Source organism: Kiritimatiellia bacterium, from assembly GCA_018001225.1.
Classification (GTDB): domain Bacteria; phylum Verrucomicrobiota; class Kiritimatiellia; order CAIQIC01; family JAGNIJ01; genus JAGNIJ01.
Map to the genome: position 1 here is coordinate 1 of JAGNIJ010000022.1, position 22,409 is coordinate 22,409.

Annotated in this window: 19 protein-coding genes; 9 read left to right on the plus strand and 10 right to left on the minus strand. The window is 68.4% G+C overall.

Going from position 1 to position 22,409, the window contains the following annotated elements; all coding sequences use genetic code 11:
• From KA248_08660 to KA248_08670, 3 genes are all read right to left on the minus strand, one after another.
• The coding region (locus KA248_08660) for a LamG domain-containing protein (protein MBP7829972.1) at positions 1-997 on the minus strand (997 nt) is incomplete at its 3' end.
• Positions 998-1,086: 89 nt separating this feature from the next.
• Positions 1,087-2,160 carry a HEAT repeat domain-containing protein gene (locus KA248_08665; GenBank protein ID MBP7829973.1) on the minus strand — a complete coding sequence of 358 codons (1,074 nt, stop codon included), beginning with the start codon at positions 2,158-2,160 and terminating at the stop codon, positions 1,087-1,089.
• A gap of 45 nt (positions 2,161-2,205) precedes the next feature.
• Complete coding sequence (locus tag KA248_08670) at positions 2,206-2,613, minus strand: hypothetical protein (protein ID MBP7829974.1); 408 nt, start codon at positions 2,611-2,613, stop codon at positions 2,206-2,208.
• Positions 2,614-2,813: 200 nt separating this feature from the next.
• On the opposite strand from KA248_08670, the gene KA248_08675 reads away from it, so the two are divergent.
• The 4 genes from KA248_08675 to KA248_08690 all read left to right on the plus strand — a co-directional run bounded on the left by KA248_08675 (position 2,814) and on the right by KA248_08690 (position 6,939).
• Positions 2,814-3,386 (plus strand): hypothetical protein, encoded by a 573-nt coding sequence (locus KA248_08675; GenBank protein ID MBP7829975.1) that lies wholly within the window; start codon positions 2,814-2,816, stop codon positions 3,384-3,386.
• A gap of 155 nt (positions 3,387-3,541) precedes the next feature.
• Entirely contained in the window at positions 3,542-4,372 is an 831-nt protein-coding gene (locus KA248_08680; protein MBP7829976.1) for a hypothetical protein, read from the plus strand.
• A 125-nt stretch (positions 4,373-4,497) separates the two neighbouring features.
• Entirely contained in the window at positions 4,498-5,733 is a 1,236-nt protein-coding gene (locus tag KA248_08685; GenBank protein MBP7829977.1) for a DUF1566 domain-containing protein, read from the plus strand.
• Positions 5,734-6,294: 561 nt separating this feature from the next.
• Positions 6,295-6,939 (plus strand): SGNH/GDSL hydrolase family protein, encoded by a 645-nt coding sequence (locus tag KA248_08690; protein MBP7829978.1) that lies wholly within the window; start codon positions 6,295-6,297, stop codon positions 6,937-6,939.
• A gap of 23 nt (positions 6,940-6,962) precedes the next feature.
• Here the strand turns inward: KA248_08690 and KA248_08695 are convergent, their stop codons facing one another.
• Entirely contained in the window at positions 6,963-7,922 is a 960-nt protein-coding gene (locus KA248_08695; protein MBP7829979.1) for a magnesium transporter CorA family protein, read from the minus strand.
• A gap of 133 nt (positions 7,923-8,055) precedes the next feature.
• Between KA248_08695 and maf the strand changes: the two genes are divergently transcribed.
• Entirely contained in the window at positions 8,056-8,667 is a 612-nt protein-coding gene (gene maf, locus KA248_08700; GenBank protein MBP7829980.1) for a septum formation inhibitor Maf, read from the plus strand.
• Between the two features lie 143 nt (positions 8,668-8,810).
• On the opposite strand, the gene KA248_08705 is transcribed toward maf, so the two are convergent.
• On the minus strand, positions 8,811-9,092 hold the full coding sequence (locus KA248_08705) for a DUF503 domain-containing protein (GenBank protein MBP7829981.1): 282 nt from the start codon (positions 9,090-9,092) through the stop codon (positions 8,811-8,813).
• Between the two features lie 523 nt (positions 9,093-9,615).
• Between KA248_08705 and ruvB the strand changes: the two genes are divergently transcribed.
• Positions 9,616-10,632 carry a Holliday junction branch migration DNA helicase RuvB gene (gene ruvB, locus KA248_08710; protein ID MBP7829982.1) on the plus strand — a complete coding sequence of 339 codons (1,017 nt, stop codon included), beginning with the start codon at positions 9,616-9,618 and terminating at the stop codon, positions 10,630-10,632.
• Between the two features lie 74 nt (positions 10,633-10,706).
• Here the strand turns inward: ruvB and msrA are convergent, their stop codons facing one another.
• Positions 10,707-11,243, minus strand: a complete 537-nt coding sequence (gene msrA / locus KA248_08715) for a peptide-methionine (S)-S-oxide reductase MsrA (GenBank protein ID MBP7829983.1) — start codon at positions 11,241-11,243, stop codon at positions 10,707-10,709.
• A 162-nt stretch (positions 11,244-11,405) separates the two neighbouring features.
• Between msrA and KA248_08720 the strand changes: the two genes are divergently transcribed.
• From KA248_08720 to KA248_08730, 3 genes are read left to right on the plus strand one after another with little or no spacing between them, the layout of a single operon-like run.
• On the plus strand, positions 11,406-12,629 hold the full coding sequence (locus KA248_08720; protein ID MBP7829984.1) for an HlyC/CorC family transporter: 1,224 nt from the start codon (positions 11,406-11,408) through the stop codon (positions 12,627-12,629).
• A complete protein-coding gene (locus KA248_08725; GenBank protein ID MBP7829985.1) occupies positions 12,626-13,591 on the plus strand; it encodes an HlyC/CorC family transporter in 966 nt (321 codons plus the stop codon). Before KA248_08720 ends, KA248_08725 begins: the two co-directional genes overlap by 4 nt.
• A gap of 12 nt (positions 13,592-13,603) precedes the next feature.
• Positions 13,604-15,262 (plus strand): tetratricopeptide repeat protein, encoded by a 1,659-nt coding sequence (locus KA248_08730; GenBank protein ID MBP7829986.1) that lies wholly within the window; start codon positions 13,604-13,606, stop codon positions 15,260-15,262.
• Between the two features lie 10 nt (positions 15,263-15,272).
• On the opposite strand, the gene KA248_08735 is transcribed toward KA248_08730, so the two are convergent.
• The 4 genes from KA248_08735 to KA248_08750 form a co-directional block, all read right to left on the minus strand.
• Positions 15,273-16,997 carry a glycosyltransferase family 39 protein gene (locus tag KA248_08735; protein ID MBP7829987.1) on the minus strand — a complete coding sequence of 575 codons (1,725 nt, stop codon included), beginning with the start codon at positions 16,995-16,997 and terminating at the stop codon, positions 15,273-15,275.
• Positions 16,998-17,077: 80 nt separating this feature from the next.
• Complete coding sequence (locus KA248_08740; protein ID MBP7829988.1) at positions 17,078-19,576, minus strand: DUF5110 domain-containing protein; 2,499 nt, start codon at positions 19,574-19,576, stop codon at positions 17,078-17,080.
• A 180-nt stretch (positions 19,577-19,756) separates the two neighbouring features.
• A complete protein-coding gene (locus KA248_08745) occupies positions 19,757-21,127 on the minus strand; it encodes a sigma-54-dependent Fis family transcriptional regulator (protein MBP7829989.1) in 1,371 nt (456 codons plus the stop codon).
• Positions 21,124-22,323: a PAS domain S-box protein gene (locus tag KA248_08750; protein ID MBP7829990.1), complete on the minus strand. Its 1,200-nt coding sequence runs from the start codon at positions 22,321-22,323 to the stop codon at positions 21,124-21,126. Before KA248_08750 ends, KA248_08745 begins: the two co-directional genes overlap by 4 nt.
• Positions 22,324-22,409 lie beyond the last annotated feature (86 nt).

Genomic DNA, 22,409 nt, shown 5'->3' on the forward strand with positions numbered 1-22,409 from the left:
GGACGGTAGTATCTCCTATCTGCGCCATAGGCCCGCCCCAGACCGTTATCCCGTGGTTTTGCTCCAATGGACCCCCATTCGGAAAGTTTGACCGCACAAAAACGGAAACTTTGAAATCCTCACCACACTTGAAGGTATGGGTCTTGACCTGGCCCGGCGAGATCAGGCGCGCCTGCGGAACCGTGTCGTCGGGCTCGTTCTCCATCATCTTGTGCAGCGTGGCCACCTCGCCGGTCGAAAGGACCCGGTCGAAAATGCGGAAGTCGTCCAGGTAGCCGTTGGGGGAGTTGGTGGCGCTGATGCCGCCTTCCCCGTCGCTGGCGGAGCCGAGGACCATCGGGAAATTCGGCCGGGCCAGCCGCAGGACGGTGCCCGACGTTTCGCCCGGCGCGAGTTCGACGCTGTCGAGCAGCAGCCGGATGCTGGCGGGGTTCGTGCCGACCAGCAGGGCCACGTGGTGCCACTCGCCGTCGTCCACGCCGGTGGCGCCGTAGCGGCGCTGGTTCAGGTTCCCCTCGTCGTCGTACAGCCGGAAGAAAATCTCCCCCTGGCTCGAGAAGTTGGCGCCCAGCTCGAACCGGTTGGTTGTGGCGCCCGAGCCGCCCGTCGTGCCGGCCCAGTACGAGCCGCGGAGTTCGGTCTCGATCTGGCGGGTCCAGAAGGACAGGCTGAAGCCCTCCGAGAAGTTGGTCCAGTTGAACATCGGCCCGGCGGTGATGTACTCGTTGCTGCCGTGGAAGCGGTACGCCCCTTTCGAGATCCCGAAGGCCGACCACTCTAGGTTGGTCGTGACCAGGCCGAGGTTGCCCCCGCCGCTCTGGTCGGGCACGGTCGCCCCGTTGTCGGTGTCGAAAGAGTAGTGCAGCATCAGGCCGTTGGTCGGCAGGCCGGCCATCGCGCGGGACGCGGCCATCGCGCCGAGGACCAGGGAGAAGGCGAGCAGGATGGAAGCCCGGCCCCCTGCTCCCGGAACGCGAGCATTTTTCCCTTCGTCCATACCGTTACCCTGTCGGTTGCGCCCCTCCCGCCGCGCCACTATGGCTTGGCGGCGCGCGGCGCGTCAAGCGGAAGCCCGCCCGCCCCGCATCAGGAACGCACCTTCTCCAGGGCCTCCTGTGCGGCCCGGCGGACCGCTGCGTCTCGCTCGGTCGAGACCATGCTGCCGAGCAGGCTCTCCACGTACTCCGGCATGAAATTGCCGAGCGCGCGTGCGGCCGCCGCGCGCGCGGCGGGGACGAGGCTCCCGTCCGTCGCCGCCGAGATCAGCAGGGGCAGCGCGTCCGCCTCGACGACCCATGAAAGAGCCTCGCCGTACGCCGCCCGCTCTTCGGGGGCCCCGGCCGCGATGAGCCGGTCCAGCAGGTATTCGACGGCCTCGGGCGACCCGATCATGCCCAGCGTCTGGAGAACAGCCGTGGCCGGGTCGCCGCCGGGCTGCCGCTCCGCCATGCCGATCAGCGCGGGCACGCGCGACGGGCTGCGGATCTGGTAGAGGATGCCGAGCAGGCGCGCCTGTTCATCCGGGGTGCCCGCCGTTTCGTACCGGTACAGGATTTCGTCCAGCAGGACCGAATCCGCCATGCGGGCGAGGGACAGTGCCGCCGCGGTCGTCAGGTCCGATTCGCCGCTGGCGGCCAGCAACTGGAACAGGAGTTCCGCGGACTCCGGGTTGGAAAGGGTGCAGGCCGCGCTGAAAATCTCGTCCCGGACCTCGTCGCTCGGCGCCTCGTGGTACAGCTTGATTAACTCGATCACGTCCTCGGGCGTCCCGCGCAGGGCCAGCATCTGTTCCCGGGGCATGACGGCCACCGGGCGCTGATTCTCCAGCAGGGTCTTCAGGGCGTCGGCCAGCTCCGGCCGTTCCGCCAGCAGTTGGCCCAGGGGAGCTTGCTCTATGTGTTCGGCCGCCCCGGACTTTTCGGCCCGGGGCGGCGCGGGTTCTTCCACCAAGGCCGCCGTCACGACGGGCGCCGGTGCCGTTTTGACGGAACGGCCGGCGGGATGGCGCACGGCCTTCGGATGGCTTGCCGCCGGCCGCTCTTCTTCCGGCCCTCTCGCCGCGCCCAGCAACAGGGCCACGCCTGCCAAGGGAACCGCAACCAGGCCCCAGCACCACCGCCGGCGGACTTTTCCTGCGAAGGAGTCATGCGTGTTTTTCATTTCATCACCGGGGCTCTGGTGGCATGGCTTGATTTGTCTGATGCGCTACGGGACGCGAAGGATCAGCGAGCGCTTGTTGTCGGTTTCCCGGCCTTCCCGCACGACGCAGGTGCTGTCCGCAAAGCCCCACAGCTTGTGCTCGCCGCGGGCCAGCGCCGGCAGGGCATACAGGTAGAACCGGTTGGCGCCCGGCCGCAGGAACCCCAGCCACTGACGCCCATAGCCCGGATTCCCGCACGCCGGATCGGACGGGGGATCGATGTACACGGTGACAAACCCGTTGGAACTGGCCGTGTTCCCCTCATTGCTCACCCGGACCCAGAGCTGCTGCACGCCGTTGGTCGCCGTGGTGACCCGCATCTCGCGCAGCACTAGGTTGGGCAGCGCCCGGGCCGCCGTCGCGAACGCCATCACCGCCCCCGCCACCAGCATCATCTGAATCCTCTTCTTCATGATCTTTCTCCTGTCTTTCCTTGTTGTTGGACCGGTCAGTCGAACCTCCCCCGATTCAATCCCGCCGCTCCGTTCATGGGTGGGGTCGTGCCGGGCCGGCGGTTTGTCGCACCTCATGAAAAAAAGCCGGCCGTGAGACAAAGCGCCTCCGGGCGGCGACTGCACCGGCGGAGGCAGTAAAAAGGAAAAAGGAGAAGGCGATGAATACAAAATGGAATGTTCTGTGGGCGATGCTGTGCGCGGCGGCGATGGCCTTTGCGCTGACGGGCTGCGAGGACAGCGACGGCGGCGGCCATGCCGAGACGGTGGTGGTCACCAACGTCGTGGACGGCGAGGTCGTGGTCGAGACCGTGGTCGTGGAAGAGGCCGGCGGGGCCGCGGCGGAGTCGGTCGAGGGCGAGGCGGAGGAAACAGAGGGCCTGACGGACCAGCCGGCCGACGAGGGCGTCGTGGACGACGCGGGGGGCGAGGAGGAAGAGACCGCGCGCGTGCCGTTCGGCAAGCAGATCCCGACCGGGTTGGCGGCGACCAAGGTCGGCGGCGGCGTGCTGACGCCCCTTCGGTACACCTTGAGCTGCAATCCGGTCCCGGGCGCGGCGCGCCATGTGTTCACCACGAGCCTGGGTACGTCCGACACGGCCGGGGCCCTGAACCCGCAGGTGACCGTCTCCATCCCCTTGAGCGGCGAGAAGAAAGTCATCTTCGAGGTCTATGCCGTGGACCGTTTCGGGATGCCCAGCCGCACGGCCCGCCACACCTTCATGCCGCGCTGAAGCCGGGCATGACACAGGACTCCAGCCCGCCGGGCCAGGACCGGCCGGCGGGCAAGGCGGAAGGAGGTGGCGAGCGAACATGTAGCAGCGGGGCCCGCACCACGGGTCGCCTGAATTCACGAAAGCGGTAAACCAGTACAAGAAGGGGAATACGTATGAAGCAGTGTGCAAAAGCAGTCATGGTGGCGGCGGCGGTTTTGCTGGCGGGGGCCTTTTCCTCGGCGGCGCAGTCGCCGATCAGGCTGGTATTCGCCGCGCCGATCGAGGGCGCGGCCGGCGGGGTCAGTTGGTCCTACAGCGACGTCTACGTGCACGTGGACAGCATGGACGGCCTGGGCGGGGCCTGGAGAGCCTTCGTGCATCATGACGGGGGCGCGGGAGGCGCCTGGGTCGACACGGGCATGTCGCTGGTCGGGCATTACGGAACGCACATGCTGTTCTACGCGCGCGTGCCGAGGGCCCGGATGCGGTTCGCGATCCGCGCCACCTGGAGCTACGCCGTCTCGGGCATGACCTTTACCCACGATTACTGGGATAATAACGGGGGCGCCGACTACTCGGTCATCGTTCACGGCGGCGCCGCCGACGGCCTCGTGGGCGGCAAGGTGGGGCTTGTCGTCGCCAGCAATTATCACCGCGTGGCCAGCAGCGTGCCGGGGCTGCCGCGCCGGTACAACCAGTACGTGGCCGGGACCCTGGTCGTCCAGAGCACCGCGCCTTCGCTGACGGCGGGCATCCGGGTCACCACCGACAACTGGGCCACGTACACCGATGTGCCGATCGTGAGTTCCACGAGTTACGGCTTCGGTTATGGCAGCGCCCAGGTCCAACTGTGCCGGTTCGAGCGGCGCGTCGGAACCCTTCTCACCAAGCCGAACCGCACCGCCAAGTTCGCGGTCTATTACCGGGATGCCTCGGGACGCGAGTTCTGGGACAACAACTTCGGGCAGGACTACACCGTCAAGTCCGGCGAAACGATACGCTGATTGCGGCGGGAGGACCCGGCGCGAGGGAGGCCCGGCAGGCCGCCCTCGCGCCGGAAAGGCTCGCGGTTATGGGGTTGAAGGGGCGGCGAAACATGGCTATGCTACGCAGGCATAAGGAGGAACGCATGAAGAAGCTTGTTGCTCTCGGCGCGGGGCTGCTGGTCCTGGCGGGGCCGGCGGCGCGGGCCCAGGAGCGGTGTCTCTGGGAGCGGTCGGAGCGGCGGTTCTACCGGCTCAACGGTACGTACGACAGCGCCATCGTCAACATCATGGAAAGCGACGCGGCGCTCGTGACCCACCACGACACGATCGGCGGCACGACCATGCTGGAAACCGCCTTCTGCGTCCTGGCCAGCAACTGGGTCAGCCAGATTCACTCGCGGAGGCAGGTGGTGGCGGCCGATATACTCATCGAGGTGGACGATCCGTCCTGCATCGCCCGGACCGGCCAGACCAACACGTACCACAGTTACGACGACGGGGAGCTGAAGTCGGGCCACTCCTGGCCCGAGCCGCGCTTCGTCATCCAGGCGGACACCAACCTGGTGGTGGATACGCTCACCGGCCTGATGTGGACCCGCAGCGCCAGCGCCGGAAGCGGGACCTGGAACACGGCTGTCGGCGCCTGCTATTTCACCCCGCGCCACAGCTACGAGGACTGGCGCCTGCCGTCCGTCCGCGAGATGGAGAGCCTGGTGGACCTCGAGCGGATCCTGCCGGCGCTGCCGATGGGGCATCCCTTCAACAATCTCCAGTTCAATTACTGGACCGGCACGGGGGACATCGTCGATACCAACCGGGCCTGGGTGCTGGGCCTGGCCGACGGCACGATCGCCCGCTGGGCGCGCACCAACACCGCGCCGCACTACTGGCCCGTGCGCAGCCATACAATGGGCAAGTCCCCGGTCCCCAAGACCGGGCAGACGAACAGCCTGGCCATCGGCGACGACGGCTACCTCCAGCCCGGCGTGCCGTGGCCCGTCCCGCGCTTCACCGTCATGTCGGATACCAACCTGGTCTTCGATAACCTCTGGGGCCGGATGTGGACACGCAAGATCGGGATAGACGCCACCACGTCCTGGGCCCTTGCCGTGGACCATTGCAAGGCCCTGATCTTCGCGGGCCACGAGGACTGGCGGCTGCCCTCCCGGCGCGAGGCCTGGAGCCTGATCGACTTCGGGAGCGCGACGTTACTCCCCGCGGGCCATCCCTTCAACGGGGCCCCCGGCTCGTTCTTCTGGACCAGCAGCACCTACAAGGGCGACACCACCCGCGCCTGGGGCGTGGAGCAGGGATACCTCGGCTCCTATCTGAAGTCCAATATCGGCGGCGGCGTCTGGCCCGTGCGGGGGGAATGGTAGGCCGCCACTTTTCCAAGTCGGCCATGGACAGGGAGAGAGGCCCGACGGGGCCTCTCTTTTTTTCAACGTTTTCGCGCGGGAGGGGACAAATAGAAAGGAGCGGGCGACGGTAGCCATGAGGGCGGGTCGGCAATAATACAGGCCGCGGAACATTATACACGATGGGAAGAAGAGGGCGGACCCATGAAATCGGTCAACATTCTTGGCAAATGCTGCGTGTGCGGCCTCGTGCGGGTTGACGGTCGCTGGGTGTTGCCGGGCCAGGCGGTCGAAGAGGTGGCCCGATACTCGCACGGCTTCTGCCCCTCCTGCCTGAAAAGGGCCCTGACCGATCTCGCGCGGGCTGAATGGTGCCTGGCGGCCTGGACGGGCGCCCGGGCTCCTGCCCTCGCGGACCGGCGTCCCGCCCCTGTGCCCGCGCCCTCCCATTAAAACTTTAAACCTGGGATGATGATCCCGAACCCGGACCTGGGGGCCGGTGTGCGTCTGAACTTTTTTTTCCTGCGCACGATAAACCGTGCCTCCGCGCCGACCGTACCCTTGGAGACAGAAAGGAACCCTATGAAAATCATCGGCGCGTACGGACTGCTGGCCCTGGCCCTGATCCTGGCGGGGTGCGAATCGGATTCGGGCGGCAGCGGCGTCATCCCGCCGGGCGAGGGGACGATCCTGATGTGCGGGCGCTCGGTGATGGCGGGGTGGATGGACTACCTCGGCGGCGACGTGGGCGGCCGCGCGCCGGTCTACGGCGGGCTGGAGACGCCGCCCGGCATCGTGGGCTCGTTCTCCGCACAGGTGGCGGCCAACCCGGAAGCACGGATCGCGTTCTTCAAGCTGTGCTTCGAGGACTTCGCCGGCGGCGACCGCGACACCGCGGCCGCGAACCTCGAGCGGAACAAGGCCTATGTCGAACAGGCCTACTCCGCGTGCGCCAACGCCGGCGTCGGGATGATCGTCGGCAACGCCCTGCCACAGGTGTCGGCTTACACCGACGGCGACCTGGTTTGGAATCACCGGCAGTACAACGCGTTCCTGCAGGACTTTGCGGCGAGCCATGCGAACTGCTGGGTCTTCGACTTCTATGGAACCCTTGCCGGTCCGGGCGGAAGCCTCAAGGGGAGCTATGCCTCGGGCTCCGAGGACAGCCATCCGAACGGCGCGGCGTACCGGGCGCTGTCGGGGAAACTGCGCGACCTCTTCGAGTAGCGCCGTGAAGCCCGGAACGGGTCTTACAGCCAGCGGGAGCGCTTCATAAACAGCAGCAGGCCCGCGGCGATCAGCGCCACCGCGAACCAGAACGCGGGATAGGCGAACCGCCAATTCAACTCCGGGATGTGCGCGAAGTTCATCCCGTAGACTCCGCACAGGAAGGTCAGCGGCAGGAAGATGATGCTGATCATCGTCAGGCGCTTGAGCAGGCGGCTCGTGTGGTGGCCCACCATGCCCATGTAGAGGTTCAGCGTGTCGGTGAGCACGTCGCGCTCGGTGGCCAGGTCGCCGCCCAGGCGGTCGAGCGTGCCCGCCAGCGTTTCGATGAACGGCTGCGTGGTTTCCGGGATAAACGGCGACTTGCGAGAGGCGATCTCGTGCAGCAGCTCGCGCGAGGCGGTCACCGACTTGCGGCACTCCAGGATATGGCGCGTGAGCTCGGCCACGCTGCGGAAGATGTCGTCGTCCGGGCTGGAAAACAACTGCATCTGAACGCGCTGCACGGATTCGCCGATCGCCAGCAGGGCGCTCCGGTAGCCGTCCACCAGGTGGTCGGCCAGCTCGAACACGAGGAACCCGTGGCTGCGGCTGTACGCGAGGAAATCCTCGCGGTAGGTCTGCCGGAGATGCGTGATCATGGCCACCGGCCCGGCGTGAAACATCACCAGGCCCCGCTCGTTGAGCAGGACATGGACCGGTGCGCGGGTCAGATCGCGGTTTTCGAAGCGGACCTCGTTGAAATAGAGGTATACCGAGCGCGGCAGCAGTCGGTAGACCACCTCGTCGCCGGACTCCAGGGCCTCCGTGGCGGCGTCGGGGTCGAAGCCGAGGGTTTCGAGGATCGGTCGCAAGTCCGTGGGGACGACGGACTCGGCGTCCACCCAGCAATACCAGCCCTCGGCCGCGGCCACGGCGACCTTGTCCGCCGGCACCGCCGTTTCCCGCTTGCCCGCGAAATCGAGCCCTGTCACGGAGATCATGTCCGCTCCTCGCCCGCGCTTGGGCAAATAGAATACACCATCTCTGCCGTGCCGGCAGCGGGAAAAGATGCAAAGGCTTGCTTTGACGCGGCCGTCTCCCCCAGTATGGAGCGCGCCGCTGGACGGAGCCCTTATGGAAAAAAAGGAATCGCTAGTACTGGCCAGTGCGTCGCCGCGTCGCCGCGCATTCCTGCGGTCGCTGGGGCTGAAGTTCCGCATCGTGCCCCCGGAACTTAACGAGACTCCCAACCGCGGGGAGCGGCCCGCGCACTATGCGCGCCGCCTCGCGGAGGACAAGGCCACCGAGGTGGCGGCCCGCGTCCGCGGTCCGGCCGTGATCATCGCGGCGGACACGATCGTGGTCCAAGGTCGGAAGATCCTGCAGAAACCCCGGGACCGGGCCGATGCCGCGCGCATGTTGCGGGCGTTGAGCGGCCGGTGGCACGCGGTGATATCCGGCCTGTGCGTGGCGCGCGCGGACGGCGGACGGATCGTCCGGATGCGCAGCCGAACGGTCCGGACCGCGGTTGAGTTCAAGAGGCTGACCCCCGGCGAGATCGCCGGCTACATCGCCACGGGCGAGCCGATGGACAAGGCCGGGGCGTACGCGATCCAGGGGATCGGCTCGTTCATGGTGCGGGCGATCCGGGGCTCCTACACCAATGTGGTCGGCCTGCCCGTCGCGGAAATGGTGGACATCCTCGAGCAGGATTTCGGATTGGTCCTGCACCTGCGGACGAAGTAACCGTTCCATTTTCCGCCGTCTTCCCGCTCATAATCCTGCTCGTACTCGTAATCGCCCCCCAAAAAACTCCGTATATCCTGCAGAAAGCGATTACGATTAGCATTACGATTACGACGGGTTGAACCCGGCCCGGCGTTCGCGTACTACAGCAGGTGTGTCTCGTAGTCGAGCAGGATTGCGCGCGGGTCGGACCGCAGGTGCTCGCTGACCGCGGCAAGGCGTTGTTCCACGACGTCCTTTTCCGCCGCCACGGTGACAAAGGCCAGCGTGGCCGCCTGCCAGAGGTCCTGCTGGTCCACCTCCGCGACGCTGACGTTCATCTTGTTCAGCGCCCGGTCCTTGAGGCTGCGCAGCACCATGCGCTTGTCTTTCAGCGAGTGCGATTCCGGGATGCTTAGCGTCGCCTGGAGCAATCCGATGACCATGGCCCCATCCTAGTCGGCCGCGCCGCTCATGAAAAGCGGCGTTTTCTTGAAGCGTCTCCAGGTCTTGCGAGGAGCCGAACGACGGGCTCCGCCCCGCGCCGGGCGGTTGAGCCGCGAGGTCCTGGTCGGTTTCTGGACAGGGCATAGGGGGTGTCGCGCAAGACGCCCCGCACGGCGGCGGGGGGCGGGTTCGATGCCGATCCGCGTACGGCACAAACCCTAGGCCATACTTTGTAAAGTATGGCCGAGGGTTGGGCGGGTGACTCGTGGCCGAAGGCGCCGCGGCTCCTGGGCGCGCAGGCCATGAAACGCAAAAAAGCCCTTAAAATAACAGCATTATTTACTTCGTGCCGGGCACAGCGCCTGCCGATGAGTATACGCTTTGTTGCCAGACGCGTCGAAGAGGGGCTAGGCCATACTTTGCAAAGTATGGCCTAGCCGGTGGTCGGGAGCGCCGGCGGCAGGCCCGGGGGCCATTGGTCTTGCCCAACCCCTGGGGCCGGCCTATAGTGGCGGCGCGATCATGAGCGAACGATTCGTCACCGATACCCTGAACAAGGCGGACACGGAGTTCGACATCAGCCTGCGGCCGGCCCGCTTCGCGGATTTCGTCGGCCAGCCCAAGGTCCGCGAGCGGCTGGAACTGTTCGTCGAGGCCGCGCGGGGGCGGGGCGACGTCCTCGGGCACGTGTTGCTTTCCGGTCCGCCGGGCCTCGGCAAGACCACGCTGGCCTACATCCTCGCCCACGCCATGGGCGTGAACATCAAGGTCACCTCCGGGCCGGTGATCGATAAGCCCGGCGACTTGGCCGGCCTGCTGACCAACCTGGAGAAGGGAGACTTCCTGTTCATCGACGAGATCCACCGGCTCCAGAAGTCCGTGGAGGAATATCTCTATGCGGCTATGGAAGACTTCGTTCTGGATATCGTCATCGACCAGGGCCCGCATTCGCGGTCGGTCCGCCTAAACCTGCCGCGCTTCACGCTGGTGGGCGCCACGACGCGCAGCGGGCTGCTGACCGCGCCCTTGCGCTCGCGGTTCGGCCTGACCGCAAGGCTGGATTACTACGAGGCGGAGGCGCTCCAGGAGATCATCACGCGCTCGGCCCGCATCCTGAACGTGGACGTCGAGCCGGACGGCGCGCGGGAGATCGCGGACCGCGCCCGGGGCACGCCGCGCATCGCCAACAACCTGCTGGCCTGGGTGCGCGACTACGCGCAGGTCAAGGCGGGCAACCGGATCACCCGCGACGTCGCCGACAAGGCCCTGTCCATGCTGGATATCGACGAGCACGGCCTGGACGAAATGGACAAGCGCATCCTGGAAACCCTGCTGCACAAGTTCAGCGGCGGGCCGGTCGGCGTGCATTCGCTGTCCGTCTCCGTCGGCGAGGAACCGGACACGATCGAGGAAGTCTACGAGCCCTTCCTGATCCAGCAGGGCTACCTCAAGCGCACGCCGCAAGGCCGCGTGGCCACCGAGCGCGCCTACGAGAAGTTCGGATTAAAGCCCAAGGGCGCGCAGCCGGGATTGTTCTGATCGGCGTCGCAGACGCTCCGCCCTCCAGCCGTCACGAAATCGGCATGGGAGGAGCGAGTTCCCTCGATCCCGTCTTACTCCTTCAGCCCCAGCTTGTTCAGCTTCGGGCGGATCAGGAACTGGCAGTAGGGCTGCGACCGGTTCCGGCGGTAGTAGTCCTGGTGATACCGCGGGGCGGCATAGAACTCGGACGCCGGGGCGATTTCCGTGGCCACGGGGCGAGCCAGCGTCCCCGATCGGTCCAGCGCCGCGCGCGAGGCCTCGGCCGCCTGCTTTTGAGCTTCGTCGTGATAGAAGATCACGGAGCGGTACTGCGTGCCGACATCGTTCCCTTGCCGGTTCAGCTGGGTCGGATCGTGCGATTTCCAGAACCACTCCAGCAACTGCTCGTACGTCACGCGCGCGGGGTCATAACGCACCTGGATCACCTCGGCATGACCGGTTTGCCCCGAACAGACCTGATCGTAGGTCGGATTCTTCACCCGGCCGCCCATGAATCCGGACGTCACCGACTCGATGCCGTCGACCTGCTGAAACACTGCCTCGACACACCAGTAGCAGCCGCCCCCGAACGTGGCGACTCCAAGCGCCTTCGCTTCGTTCTTTTCCATGGCGGCTCCCTCCGCGGCGGCCCCGAGCGCCAGGGCCAGGATGATGCCTTTGTTCATGCTTCAATATCCCCCGGAACCGGTAAATCGCAAGCGGGGCGGGGCCCGGCCGCTTTGTCCTCGAAAAGCGGCGGGGATGCGATATGCTGGGGATGCGCAAACGACATGGCCGTCATTCTTGCCATCGCCCTGGTTGTCCTGATGATCTGCTCGGGCTTTTTCTCGAGCAGCGAGACGGTCTTCTTTTCGCTCAACCCGCTGGCGCTCCGCCGGGTGACCCAGCGCAATCCGACGATCGGCGCCTGGATTCACAACCTGCTCGCCCAGCCCACCCGGATCCTCTCCACCGTGCTGATCGGCAACACGATCGTCAACGTCGGCATCGCGGCGATCGGCTTCCTGCTGGCCGACCGGTTCTTCCCGGGACGCGGCGAGGCCGTCTCGATCCCGGTGGTCACGGTCGCGCTGGTGATCTTCGGCGAGGCGGGGCCCAAGCGGGTGGGCCTGCTCCACGCCGAGCGCCTGGCGCTCTGGTACGCCCCGGTCATGGTACTGCTCATCCGGGTGCTGGCGCCGCTCCGGTTCCTGCTGGAGCGCCTGATGAAATCCTTCGAGCCGCTTTTCCGCCCGCGCGGCCGGACCTTGAGCGAGGAGGAGTTCGAGACCGTGCTGGAGATCAGCCAGGAGCAGGGCATCCTCAACGCCGACGAGCTGGCCATGCTCAAGGCCATCGTGGACCTGGAAGACCTCAAGCCCGGCGACGTCATGACCCCCCGCGTGGACCTGGTCGGCGTGGACCTGGGGGACGAGTCTGCCACCTGGATCGAGACCGCCCGAAAGGCGCGGCGCAACTTCCTGCTGCTGTACCGCGGCCAGGTGGACAACGTTGAAGGCTTCCTCGACGTGCGCAAGTTCCTGCTCGACCCGGAGCACCGCCTGGAGGCCGCGCGGCTGCCGCCCTTCTTCGTGCCGGCGAACACGCCGCTCAACCAGGTACTGATGCAGTTCCAGCGCGACCGCCTGCGCATCGCCGTCGTGGTGGACGAGTACGGCGGCGTGGCGGGGGTGATCACCCGCGGCGACATCCTCGAGGAGATCACGGGGGAGATCTACAACGAGTTGAGCAAGCCCCGCCCGCTCTTCCAGCAGGCCGGGCCGCACCGCTGGCTGGTGGACGCGAACATCAGCCTGGAGGAAATCAACCGCAAGCTGCGCCTGCACCTGCGCGCCGAGGGCGCGGATCGCCTCGCGGGCTGGATCGCCGCGCGGGCGGGACATATCCCCGTGCAGGATGACGTGGTCGAGGCCGACGGCGCGCGCGTGACCGTGATGCAGACGATCCGCCGCCGGGCGACCCTGGCCCAGGTCGAAAAAGTGGAGGGCCCATGAGCGCCTCCTGGATCCTGCTGCTGGCGTGCCTGGCGGCCGGCTGGTTCTTCGCCGGCATCGAGACGGGCCTCGTGGCGATGAATCGCTTGCGCCTGCATCACCTGGTGCGCCGGAAGGTGCACGGCGCGGAGACGATGCAGTACTTCCTGCAGCACCCGGACATGCTGCTCGGCACCACGCTGGTCGGCACCAACATCTCGTACACGGTCGCCTCGACCCTCGCCGTCAGCCTGGGCACCCGCGCCCTGGGGCCGGAGGGCGCCTGGCTGGCGAGCGCGGCCATCACCGTCGTCATCGTGGTGTTCTGCGAGTTCTTTCCCAAGGCGTGGTTCCAGGCGTTTCCGTCGCACCGCAGCCTCCCGTTCGCGCCGGTGCTCCGCGCCGCGCGCCTGACGCTGCTGCCCGTCAGCGTCCCGCTGATGGGGCTCGTGCGCCTCTTGACCCCGGGCCGGCCCCGCGAGGACGAGAAGAGCCGCCCCCTCGTCACCCGCGAGGAAATCGTGCATCTCGCCGGCGAGGGTAAGTCCACCGGCATCCTGACCCCGGCCGAGCACCGCATGATCCACGAGGTCATCGAGCTCAAGACGAAGTCCTGCCGGGAAATCATGACCCCGCGCGACCGCATGGTCGATATTCGGCAGGATGCCCCCGCCGCGGAACTGCTGGAACTGGCCCGCGCCCGGGAGATCAATCGCTTTCCTGTCCAGGATCCCGACAAGAAGACCTTCGTCGGCATCGTGCACATCTTTGACGTCCTGGCGGACACGGGCTACGCGGAGAAGCAGGTCCGCGATTACATGCGGCCCTGCCAGTTCGTGGCCGACCACGCCCCGGTGGATCACATCCTGCCGCGCATGCGTGTGACGCGGCAGCACATGATCCTGGTCACCGACGACCGGTTCGAGGTCATCGGGCTGGTGACCCTCGAGGACGTCGTCAACGAGGTGATCGGGGATTTGTAAGGAGCACGTTCCATGAGACTCCAGTCCAAAGGAATCGGTGCGTGGGCCGCCGTCGCGGCCGCGCTGGTGCTGGCGGCGGCCGCGCCGGCGCAGGAGCCGGCCGGTGACGCCTTTCTACGGGATCTCACGGAGGCCTACGTCACGTTCGGGCGGGCCAACCGGGCCCGCGAGGAAGGCGCCTGGACCGAGGCCCTTTCCCTGTACGAGGACGCCCACGCCCAGTACCGCCGGCTGCACAATCTCTATCCGGATCGGCAGGCCGACATCGTCCAGTACCGCATGGCCGACTGCGCGAACCGGATCGAGGAATTGCGCCGCCGGGCGGGCGCGGAGAAGAAGCCCGAGTCCCCGCGCGCCGGACCGAGAGCGGGCCCGCCGGCGGAGCCGCTCGCGGACCTGCGCGCGGAGAACGAGAAGCTGCGCGAGCGGCTGTCCGCCGTCGAGACGAATGCCGCGCTCGCGGCGGTGGTCTCCAGCCAGGAGATCGAGCGGCTGACCCGGGACCTCGCGGACGCCCGGGCCCGCGCGGCCGATACGAACCAGGCCGCGCGGATCGCCGAAAGCGCGCGGCAGCTGGAAAAGATGCGCGGCGAAAAAGAGGATCTCAAGGCCGCGCACCGCGAACTGGACAGGAAGATTCAGGCGCTGACCAACGAACTGGAGACCGCCCGGGCCCGCCTCGAGGCCGAAAAGACGGCGGACGAGGCCGCGCTGTCGGAGGCCCGCCGCGCCGGGGAAGAGCAGGCGCAGCTCCGGGAACAGGCCGAGCGGCATCTCGCGGAGGCCCTCCGGGCCGGCGAGGCCGCGCGCGCGCAACTGGCACAAAAGGAAAAAGACCTGGAGGCCCTCCAGGCCTCGCAGGCCGGGAGGCAGGACAAAATCGAGGCGCTGGAGGAAAAGGTCCGCAAGGCGGCGGAAACCCGGAAGAAGCAGGCCGCCGAACTGGACGAGCGGACGGCGCAGTTGGCCGCCGAGCAGGAACAGGCGGCCTCCCTGCGCGCCGACCTGGAAAAGGCGCGGCGTGACGCCGAGGCGGCCGCCGGGGAGACAGGCCGCCTGAAGGCCGCGCTCGAAGCCGCCGAGGCCCGCGTCGGGGAACTGGAGCGTGCGTTCGCGAAAAGCCGCGAAGCCGACGGCCCCGCGGCCGCGGATGCCGTCGCGCTCGAGAAGGAAGGGCGGCTGGAGGAGGCGCTGGCCGCCTACCGGTCGGCCGGCGACCGCCCCGAGGCCGTGGAGGGCGCGGGCCGCTGCCTCCTGAAGCTGGGTCGGACCGGGGAGGGCGTGGCGATTCTCGAGGGGGCCGTCGCGCGGGAGCCGGGGGATCCCGAGGCCCGCCTGCTGCTGGGCATCGGGCTCTGCACGCTGCGCCGGTACGGCGAGGCTTCGGATACGCTGGGCGCGGCAGTCCCGTTGGACCCGAGCAATGCCGCGCTGCGGAACGCGCTCGGCGTGGCGTGGATCGGGCAGGGCCGCCTGGCGGAAGCGCGGGCGGAGTTGGAGCAGGCCGTGAGCCTCAACGCCGACCTCGGCGATGCCCACCTGAACCTGGCGCTGATCCTGGCGGCCGGCCTGAACCCGGATCGCGACGCGGCGCGCCGGCACTACGAACGGGCGCTGGAACTGGGCGTGGCGCCCGAACCCCACCTGGAAAAAACGCTCGGGAGCCCGTAGCGGGCCGCGATCAGCGGCGACTCCAGCGCTCCCGGTCGGTCAGGAACAGCTGGTCCATGTTGTTGATCGGGAAGCCCTGCGTGAGCGGGAAGTCGCCGGGGATGCGGCCCTCGAGGATGGGAAACCACGAACGTTCCGGCCCGGCCACGAGGCCGCTGACGAACGGCTTGTCCCGCGTGATCGTGGTGAAGTAGAGCCCGTAAATCCGGCGGTGGTAGTCGTTGATTTCGTAAAAGTCGTCGAGGGTGGAGGGGAGCAGCAGGGAGGCGCGGTCCCCGTACCAGGCGGTCGCCCAGGGCATGTCGCTGCACATCATCTCGGCCGGCGTGAGCATGCGCGTCACGTGCATGATGTAGGGCGGGAAGTATGGCGGGTAGGGCGGCCCGGCGCGGGGCGGCAGCAGGGCAAACGCCAGCGGCAGCGCGCTGGTGACGGCGACGGCCACGATGACCGCCAGCTCGAACAGGCGCGCCTGCAACTGCAGCCGGTCCAGGAGCACGAAGAAGAACGCGAGTCCGAACAGCAGCGCGATGGGCCAGCAGACGTTCAGCAGCCGCGCGGTTTCCTCGCCGAAGAGCGCGGCGACCAGCCACAGCAGGCCGATGGCCAGCACCAGGCACCAGCGCAGCCGGTGGGCCGGCGTGTTGACAAACCGGAAGAACAGGGCCGCCAGGAAAAGGCCGAACAGCAGGCCGTCGCCGGTCTTCCAGAGATCCTGCCGGTAGAACCGGGCCAGCCCGCCCATCCACTTGGTCTGCAGGTCCCGGAAAACCTTGTCCAGCGTGAGCGCCGGCTTCAGTGCGCGGTCGAAGCCGTTGCCGGCGAAGGAATCCGTGCCGTTCAGGGCCAGGTGCGCGGTCATGCCCAGCGGGTTCCCGCTGACCATCGTGTTGCGCACGAGCCACGGCGTGATGCCCAGGAGGAACGCCAGCAGGAACAGCGAGGCCCACCGCCAGCCCTTCTTCCGGAACGAGACGCCGATGTACACCGCCAGCGCCGGCACGAACACGGCGGACGCGTACCGGGTGTGAAAAGCCAGGATGCACAGCAGCGCGCTGCCGGCGAGCTGCAGCAGGCCCTTGCCGGTCGCGCGCCCGTCCTCGGTCGGCCCGGCGGCCGCCAGGTAGGCCAGGTAGAAGGCCGTCACCACGAAGAACATCAGCATCGACAGCCCCAGGCCCGAGATGCTGTTGCGCCAGATCGTGTCGCTCAAAAAGTACAGGGTGACGCCCAGTACGGCCACCCGCCGGTCAAACAGGCGCCGACCGAAGAAGAAAAGAACGAGCCCGGTCAGCAGCGTGAAGAAGTGCCCGAGCGGCACCACGATCCATTGCTCCGGGGCGAACACGGCCGCCGGTTTGTCGGAGGAAAACGAGGTGCCCGCCATCTTGAAGACGGCGCCCAGCGCCATCGGCCAGAGCGGCGCGTTGACGATGTCCGGATGCCGGTCCATGCGCAACCCGGCGGCCGGGTTCCGGCGCGCCAGGAACCAGAGGCTGGCCGGCCGGATGTTCTGGGTGATGAAGCGGTGGTGGGTCGCCAGGTTCCGGCCGAGCTGCGCCGCGTCCATGGCGGCGGGTTCCTTCAGCCCGCGGAACTGGGTCGCCGTGTACAGCAGCATCGTGATCAGGACAAAGAGCAGGTACAGGCCGATCTTCATCAGCCAGAGGCCGATGCCCACGTCCACGTTGTAGATCAGGTCCTGGATACGGGATTCAAATGGTTTCGCGGCCATGTCAACTCCTGTCCGTTCGCGCCAAAACCTCGATCATCGTACGGTGTCTCCCGCGGCTCGGCAATGTCGAATATGGCTCCTCATGCGCTGAAGCGCACCTGGACGGGCGTGTGAACGCGCGACTGCTCCACGTCGATCTCCAGTACGAGGCCAGCGGAGCGCGCCCAGGAGGCGGAGGCCTCGAACGGCAGCGGGCCGGCCGCCGGACCCCAGGCCACCGCCAGCAGCGTCGCGCCGTGCACCGTGACGTCGTCCGGCCGGGCCGCCAGCCCGTGCACGCGGAAGGTCCAGCGGCGCCCCCCGCGCTCGGCGAGCCCGCCCGCGCACGGCTCCACCGCGAGCTCCACCCGGCCATCCGCCCGCCGGAACCGCACCGGCGTGACCCGCCAGGCGTCGCGCCTGTAGGCCGTGGTGTCCCCGTCGTCCTCGTACACCGCGCGGATCGTGTCGAAGTCGTCCGGCCGCCAGGCCAGGTCCGCGCGGAGTTCGGGCCACTGCGCGCGTCCCGTGTGAAGCCGAAGCGGAATGGAAAACAGGAGGCCCCCGCCCCGGAGCAGCATCGGCACCCGGTTCAGGGCCGCGGGGATCGCCCGCACACCCGGCCCCTGGTGCCAGGTCCCGGTCCAGGGATCCATCCAGGACCCGGGCGGAATCCAGACTTCCCGCGAGGCGTCCGGCCCGTTCGGCCGGCCCCAGAGCAGCTCGAACATCGCGTGCCAGGTCCCGAGGCTGCGGTATTCCGCGCGCAGGGCGCAGGATTGGCCGGCCCGCAGTTCCACGTCTCGCCACTTGTACACCTCGCCGGACTGCTCGAACTCGTCGATCAGCAGCCGGCCGTCCAGCCAGAGGCGCGCGCCGTCGTCCGTGCGGATGCCGAGCCGGTAGAGGCCGTCCGCCGGCACGGGCCCGAGCGTCCCTGTCCAGCGCGCGGAGAAGCCCCGGCCCTCCACGCCGTCCGCCGGGGGCCGGCCGAACCAGCCGTGGTTCACCATGGGCTCCACGAGCCGGGCCGCCGGCTCGCCCTGCAGCCGGTCGTTGCCGAAATACTCGGCCTGCAGGCCGGGCGTTCCATCCGGCGCGCGCAGGATTTCGGCGGGGATCGGCGAAAGCGGCGCCGCGGCGCGCAGGATGGGGGCGACCAGCAGGTCCGGGCCCAGCAGGTACTGTGTGTCGGACGCCGCCTCCGCGTGGCCCGGCCATTCCAGGTCGCCGCGCCGCAGCATCGGCGTGCCGTCCGCGAACGCCTGCCGCGCGGCCGAGTACAGCGTCGGCAGCAGCCGGTATCGAAGCCGGATGTACTCCGAGACGATCGAGCCCGCCGGCTCCCCGAACATCCAGGGGAACCGGTGCAGCTTGTAGGAGCAATGCAGGCGGCAAACCGGCGACAGGGTCCCGTACTGCACGAAACGAACGTACAGCTCCGGGTCCGGCGTGTCGTGGTGGCCGCCCAGGTCGTCACTCAAGAACGGCAGCAGCGAAAGTGTCCCGCTCCGGACCGCGTTGCGGACTGCCCGCTCCAGGTCGGCCCACGACGCCCGCGTGTCGCCGGTCCACCAGATCGGGAACCGGTGCGCCGCGGGGTGCGGCGGCCCGTTCAGGCGCCCGTTGTCGATGCCGTCGGCGTTGGACATGATCATCGGCCGCCGGTCCGGCCGGTAGGCCTCGACGATGTCGTGGTAGAGCCGCATGCCCCAGGTTTCCTTGCCGAGGCCCTCCGCCGGCGACCCGAGCACCGTGTGCCAGTTGCGGTCGAACCACCAGAAATCCGCGCCCTGTTCAAGCAGGCTGGTCAGCCCCCGCGCCCGGTACCCGATCTCGGCGGGCGACAGGGCGGAGGGATCGGCCGGCTCCGGATGGTCGTTGAGCATGATCCGAATCCCGCGCTCGTGCGCCGCGCGGGTGAAGCCCGGCAGGTCCGGGAACAACTCCCGGTTCACCTCGTAGCCGTGCGACGCCCCGACACGCCAGTCCGTGTCCAGCACGAAGATGTCCAGCGGGATGCCGCGCCGCCGGTACTCGTCGATGATTTCCAGCGCCTCGTCCTGGCGGTAGGGGTAGTAGCGGCTGTCGATCAGCCCGAACGCGCACAGCGGCGGCAGGGGGACCGGCCCGGTCAGCCGGAGCAGGTCGCGGACGAGCTGCCGGTAGCCGCCCGCGCCGGGCAGGAACACGTAAACGTCCCGAGCCGGGTTGCCGAGATCCCAACCGCTCACGGGGTCCGCGTCGTTCGGCGGCGGCAGCGCGCCCCACGCCGGCGGCACGAGCCGCGGCTGGTCCGCCAGCGCCCAGCTCGCGATGGGGGCGCCCGGCTCCGGCAGGAAGGCCCGCGCCGGCACGGGCGCGGCGCCGTCGAACAACACCCCGCCCTCCTTCGAAAAAACGCGCACGTCCTCCAGCTTCGGCGCCCCGCCCCGGATCTCGACGCGCAGCCCCCTGGCGTTCAGGATCGTGAGGTCTCCTTGCCTCTCGCGCTCCACGGGAACCACGTCCCATTCGCGTTCCACCACCGTGAACGTGGGCCGGTCTTCGAAGCCGCGCGGCCCGGCCTCCTCGACGCGGATCAGCGTCGGGGCCAGCATTTGGAGGCGTAAAGCGCCCAGAATAACGGTTGAATTCGAGCCATTCACAAGCGGTCCAAAATACAGCGGCTCCGGAAAAAGGAAAGCTCTGTTTTCCGCCGATAGAGCGGAAAGCCTGTAGCTCCGGCGCTCTGTCGCCGGAGAGTGTCGCCGCAAAGCGGCGGAACTACAGGGCGTTGATCACGGGCCCGGCGGCGGACCTGACTCCAGCCCGTATTCCTTGAGCTTCCGGTGCAGGGTGCGGCGGCTGATGCCGAGCTGCCGGGCGGCCGCGGTACGGTTGTCGTCGCAGGCCTTGAGCGCGCGGAGGATGAGCTGCTTCTCCGCCTCGTCGAGGGAAATCGGCCCGGCGGGCAGGCCGCCGCGCGGGCGCGACTCGTCGCGGAGCGCGGCCGGAAGATCCCGGACGGTCAGGGTGTCGCCCCTCGCCATGACGACCATGCGTTCGATGACGTTCCGCAGCTCCCGCACGTTGCCCGGCCAGGCGTACGCGGCGAGTGCGCCCATGGCCTCGGGCGTCAGCCCGGCGATCGTCTTGCCGTTCTCGGCGGCGAGCTCCTTGAGAAAATGCTGGACCAGCAGCGGGATGTCGTCCGGCCGCTCCCGCAGCGGCGGCAGGTGGATCGTGACGACGTTCAGCCGGTAGTAGAGGTCCTCGCGGAACGTCCCCTCGTCCACCATCTTCTTCAGGTCGCGGTTGGTCGCGGCGACGAGGCGGACGTCCACCTCGACGGTCTCCTGCCCGCCCACGCGCTCGAACTTCCGCTCCTCGAGCACGCGCAGGATCTTCACCTGGATGGCCGCCGGGATCTCGCCGACCTCGTCGAGGAACAGCGACCCGCCGTCCGCCAGCTCGAACCGGCCGCGCCGCCGCTCGACGGCCCCGGTGAACGCGCCCTTCTCGTGGCCGAACAGCTCGCTCTCGAGCAGCGTCGGAGAGAGCGCGGCGCAGTGGAGCGGGATGAACGGCCCGTGGACGCGCGGGCTCAACTGGTGGATCGCGCGGGCGACCAGCTCCTTGCCCGTTCCGCTCTCGCCGGTGACCAGCACCGTCGCGCGCGACGGGCCGACCTGGCGGATGGCGTCGAAGACCTCCTGCATCGGGGCGGAGCGCCCGATGAGCTGCTCCAGCCCGAAGCGGGCGTCGAGTTGCTCGCGCAGGCGCCGGTTCTCGCTCTCCATGTCCCGCTCGCGCAGGGCGCGCTGGAGGAGCAGCTCGAGCCGGTCGAGGCTGACGGGCTTGGTGAGGAAGTCATAGGCACCGCGCTTCATCGCGTCCACGGCGGTCTCGATGCTGCCGTAGGCGGTGAGCAGGATGCAGACCGGGGCGGGCGTGCGCGCGAGGGCGCGCTGCATCAGGGCCAGGCCGTCCTCGCCGGGCATGCGGATATCGCTCAACAGCACGTCCACGGGCCGCTCGTCCAGGACCTGCAAGGCGCGCGCGGCGCTGTCCGCCAGGCGCACGTCGTAGTTCCGGCCCAGGGCGCGGGCGAGCCCGTCGCGGGTGTTCTTCTCGTCGTCCACGATCAGGATCACGGGCTGCTTTTTCACGGCGGGCCTCCCTCGGGTGCGGCCGGCTCGCGGTCCGGCGAGGCCTGGAGCAGCCGCATTCGCTGCCCGGTGCGCGGCAGCAGGAGCGTGAACGTCGTGCCCTCGCCGGGCCGGCTGTGGACCTCGATCTGCCCGCCGTGGTCGCGCACGATGCGCTGGACGATCGCGAGCCCGAGGCCCGAGCCGTCCGGCCGCGTGGTCTGGTAGGGCTCGAAGATCCGGTGGATGTCCTCCGGCGGGATGCCCGGGCCGCGGTCGCGGAAGGCGATCTCCATGAACCGGTCGGTCTCGCGCAGGGTGATCTTCAGCAGGCCGCCGCCGGGCATGGCCTGGATGGCGTTGCGGATGATGTTGAAGAACGCCTGCTTGATCTGGTCCGCGTCGATCGGGATCGCCGGCAGGGCCTCGGGCGCCTCGACCTCGACGAGCACGTCGCGGTCGCGGATCTCGTGCTGGAGGAAGTTCAGCGTCTCGCGCAGGACGTCGGCCACGGAGCCGGGCGCGAGGTCCGGCGGCGCGGGCCGCAGGGCGCGGAGGAACTGGGTGAGGATGCCGTCCAGCCGCTCGACCTCGCGGCGGCTGACTTCGACCAGGTCTGTCAGCTCCTTTCGCTTCTTCGGGGTCAGCCCGGCCAGCTCGCGCTCGATCAGCTGAAGGTGTATGTGCAGCGAATTCAACGGGTTGCCGATCTCGTGGGCGACGCCGGCCGCCAGCAGGGTCAGGGCGTTGAGCCGTTCGGATTCGACCGCGCGGGCCTCGTGGTCGCGGTCGGAGGTGACGTCGCGCAGGAGGACCACGGCGCCGCGCTCGCCCTCGGCGGCGGCGGACAGGGGCACGACGTAGAAGTCCAGGAGCCGGCGCTCGGGATAGGTGATCTCGATCTCGCGTGAGACGAGGCGCGACCATTCCTCGGGATCGAGCTCGAGCAGCCGGTCCCAGTCCATCTCGCGCAGGAAGCGGCGGATGGACTGGCCCGCGGCGGCGTCGGCCTGGAACCCGAGCATTTGCTCCGCCGCGCGGTTGGCGTAGGTGATCCTCCCGCGGCCGTCGAGGACGATGATGCCCTCGCGCACGGCGCGGAACAGGGTCTCCAGCAGGCCCTTCTCGCGCGCGAGGCGCAGGAAGTGCGTCTGCAGGCTGCCGGGGTCCACCCGGTCGAGCCGTTCCATCAGTTTGTCGAGGAACGCCGATTTCATGGCGGGCCGCTCCCGGCCCGGGGACACCATGGCAAAACGCGCCGGGAAAATCAATGCGATCAGCCCTTTGACACCGCGAGGCGCCT

Coding starts and splice junctions, on each gene's coding strand:
- KA248_08665 (MBP7829973.1), bottom strand. CDS start 2,160: ATGAAAAACACGCATGACTCCTTCGCAGGAAAAGTCCGCCGGCGGTGG.
- KA248_08670 (MBP7829974.1), bottom strand. CDS start 2,613: ATGAAGAAGAGGATTCAGATGATGCTGGTGGCGGGGGCGGTGATGGCG.
- KA248_08675 (MBP7829975.1), top strand. CDS start 2,814: ATGAATACAAAATGGAATGTTCTGTGGGCGATGCTGTGCGCGGCGGCG.
- KA248_08680 (MBP7829976.1), top strand. CDS start 3,542: ATGAAGCAGTGTGCAAAAGCAGTCATGGTGGCGGCGGCGGTTTTGCTG.
- KA248_08685 (MBP7829977.1), top strand. CDS start 4,498: ATGAAGAAGCTTGTTGCTCTCGGCGCGGGGCTGCTGGTCCTGGCGGGG.
- KA248_08690 (MBP7829978.1), top strand. CDS start 6,295: ATGAAAATCATCGGCGCGTACGGACTGCTGGCCCTGGCCCTGATCCTG.
- KA248_08695 (MBP7829979.1), bottom strand. CDS start 7,922: ATGATCTCCGTGACAGGGCTCGATTTCGCGGGCAAGCGGGAAACGGCG.
- maf (MBP7829980.1), top strand. CDS start 8,056: ATGGAAAAAAAGGAATCGCTAGTACTGGCCAGTGCGTCGCCGCGTCGC.
- KA248_08705 (MBP7829981.1), bottom strand. CDS start 9,092: ATGGTCATCGGATTGCTCCAGGCGACGCTAAGCATCCCGGAATCGCAC.
- ruvB (MBP7829982.1), top strand. CDS start 9,616: ATGAGCGAACGATTCGTCACCGATACCCTGAACAAGGCGGACACGGAG.
- msrA (MBP7829983.1), bottom strand. CDS start 11,243: ATGGAAAAGAACGAAGCGAAGGCGCTTGGAGTCGCCACGTTCGGGGGC.
- KA248_08720 (MBP7829984.1), top strand. CDS start 11,406: ATGGCCGTCATTCTTGCCATCGCCCTGGTTGTCCTGATGATCTGCTCG.
- KA248_08725 (MBP7829985.1), top strand. CDS start 12,626: ATGAGCGCCTCCTGGATCCTGCTGCTGGCGTGCCTGGCGGCCGGCTGG.
- KA248_08730 (MBP7829986.1), top strand. CDS start 13,604: ATGAGACTCCAGTCCAAAGGAATCGGTGCGTGGGCCGCCGTCGCGGCC.
- KA248_08735 (MBP7829987.1), bottom strand. CDS start 16,997: ATGGCCGCGAAACCATTTGAATCCCGTATCCAGGACCTGATCTACAAC.
- KA248_08740 (MBP7829988.1), bottom strand. CDS start 19,576: ATGCTGGCCCCGACGCTGATCCGCGTCGAGGAGGCCGGGCCGCGCGGC.
- KA248_08750 (MBP7829990.1), bottom strand. CDS start 22,323: ATGAAATCGGCGTTCCTCGACAAACTGATGGAACGGCTCGACCGGGTG.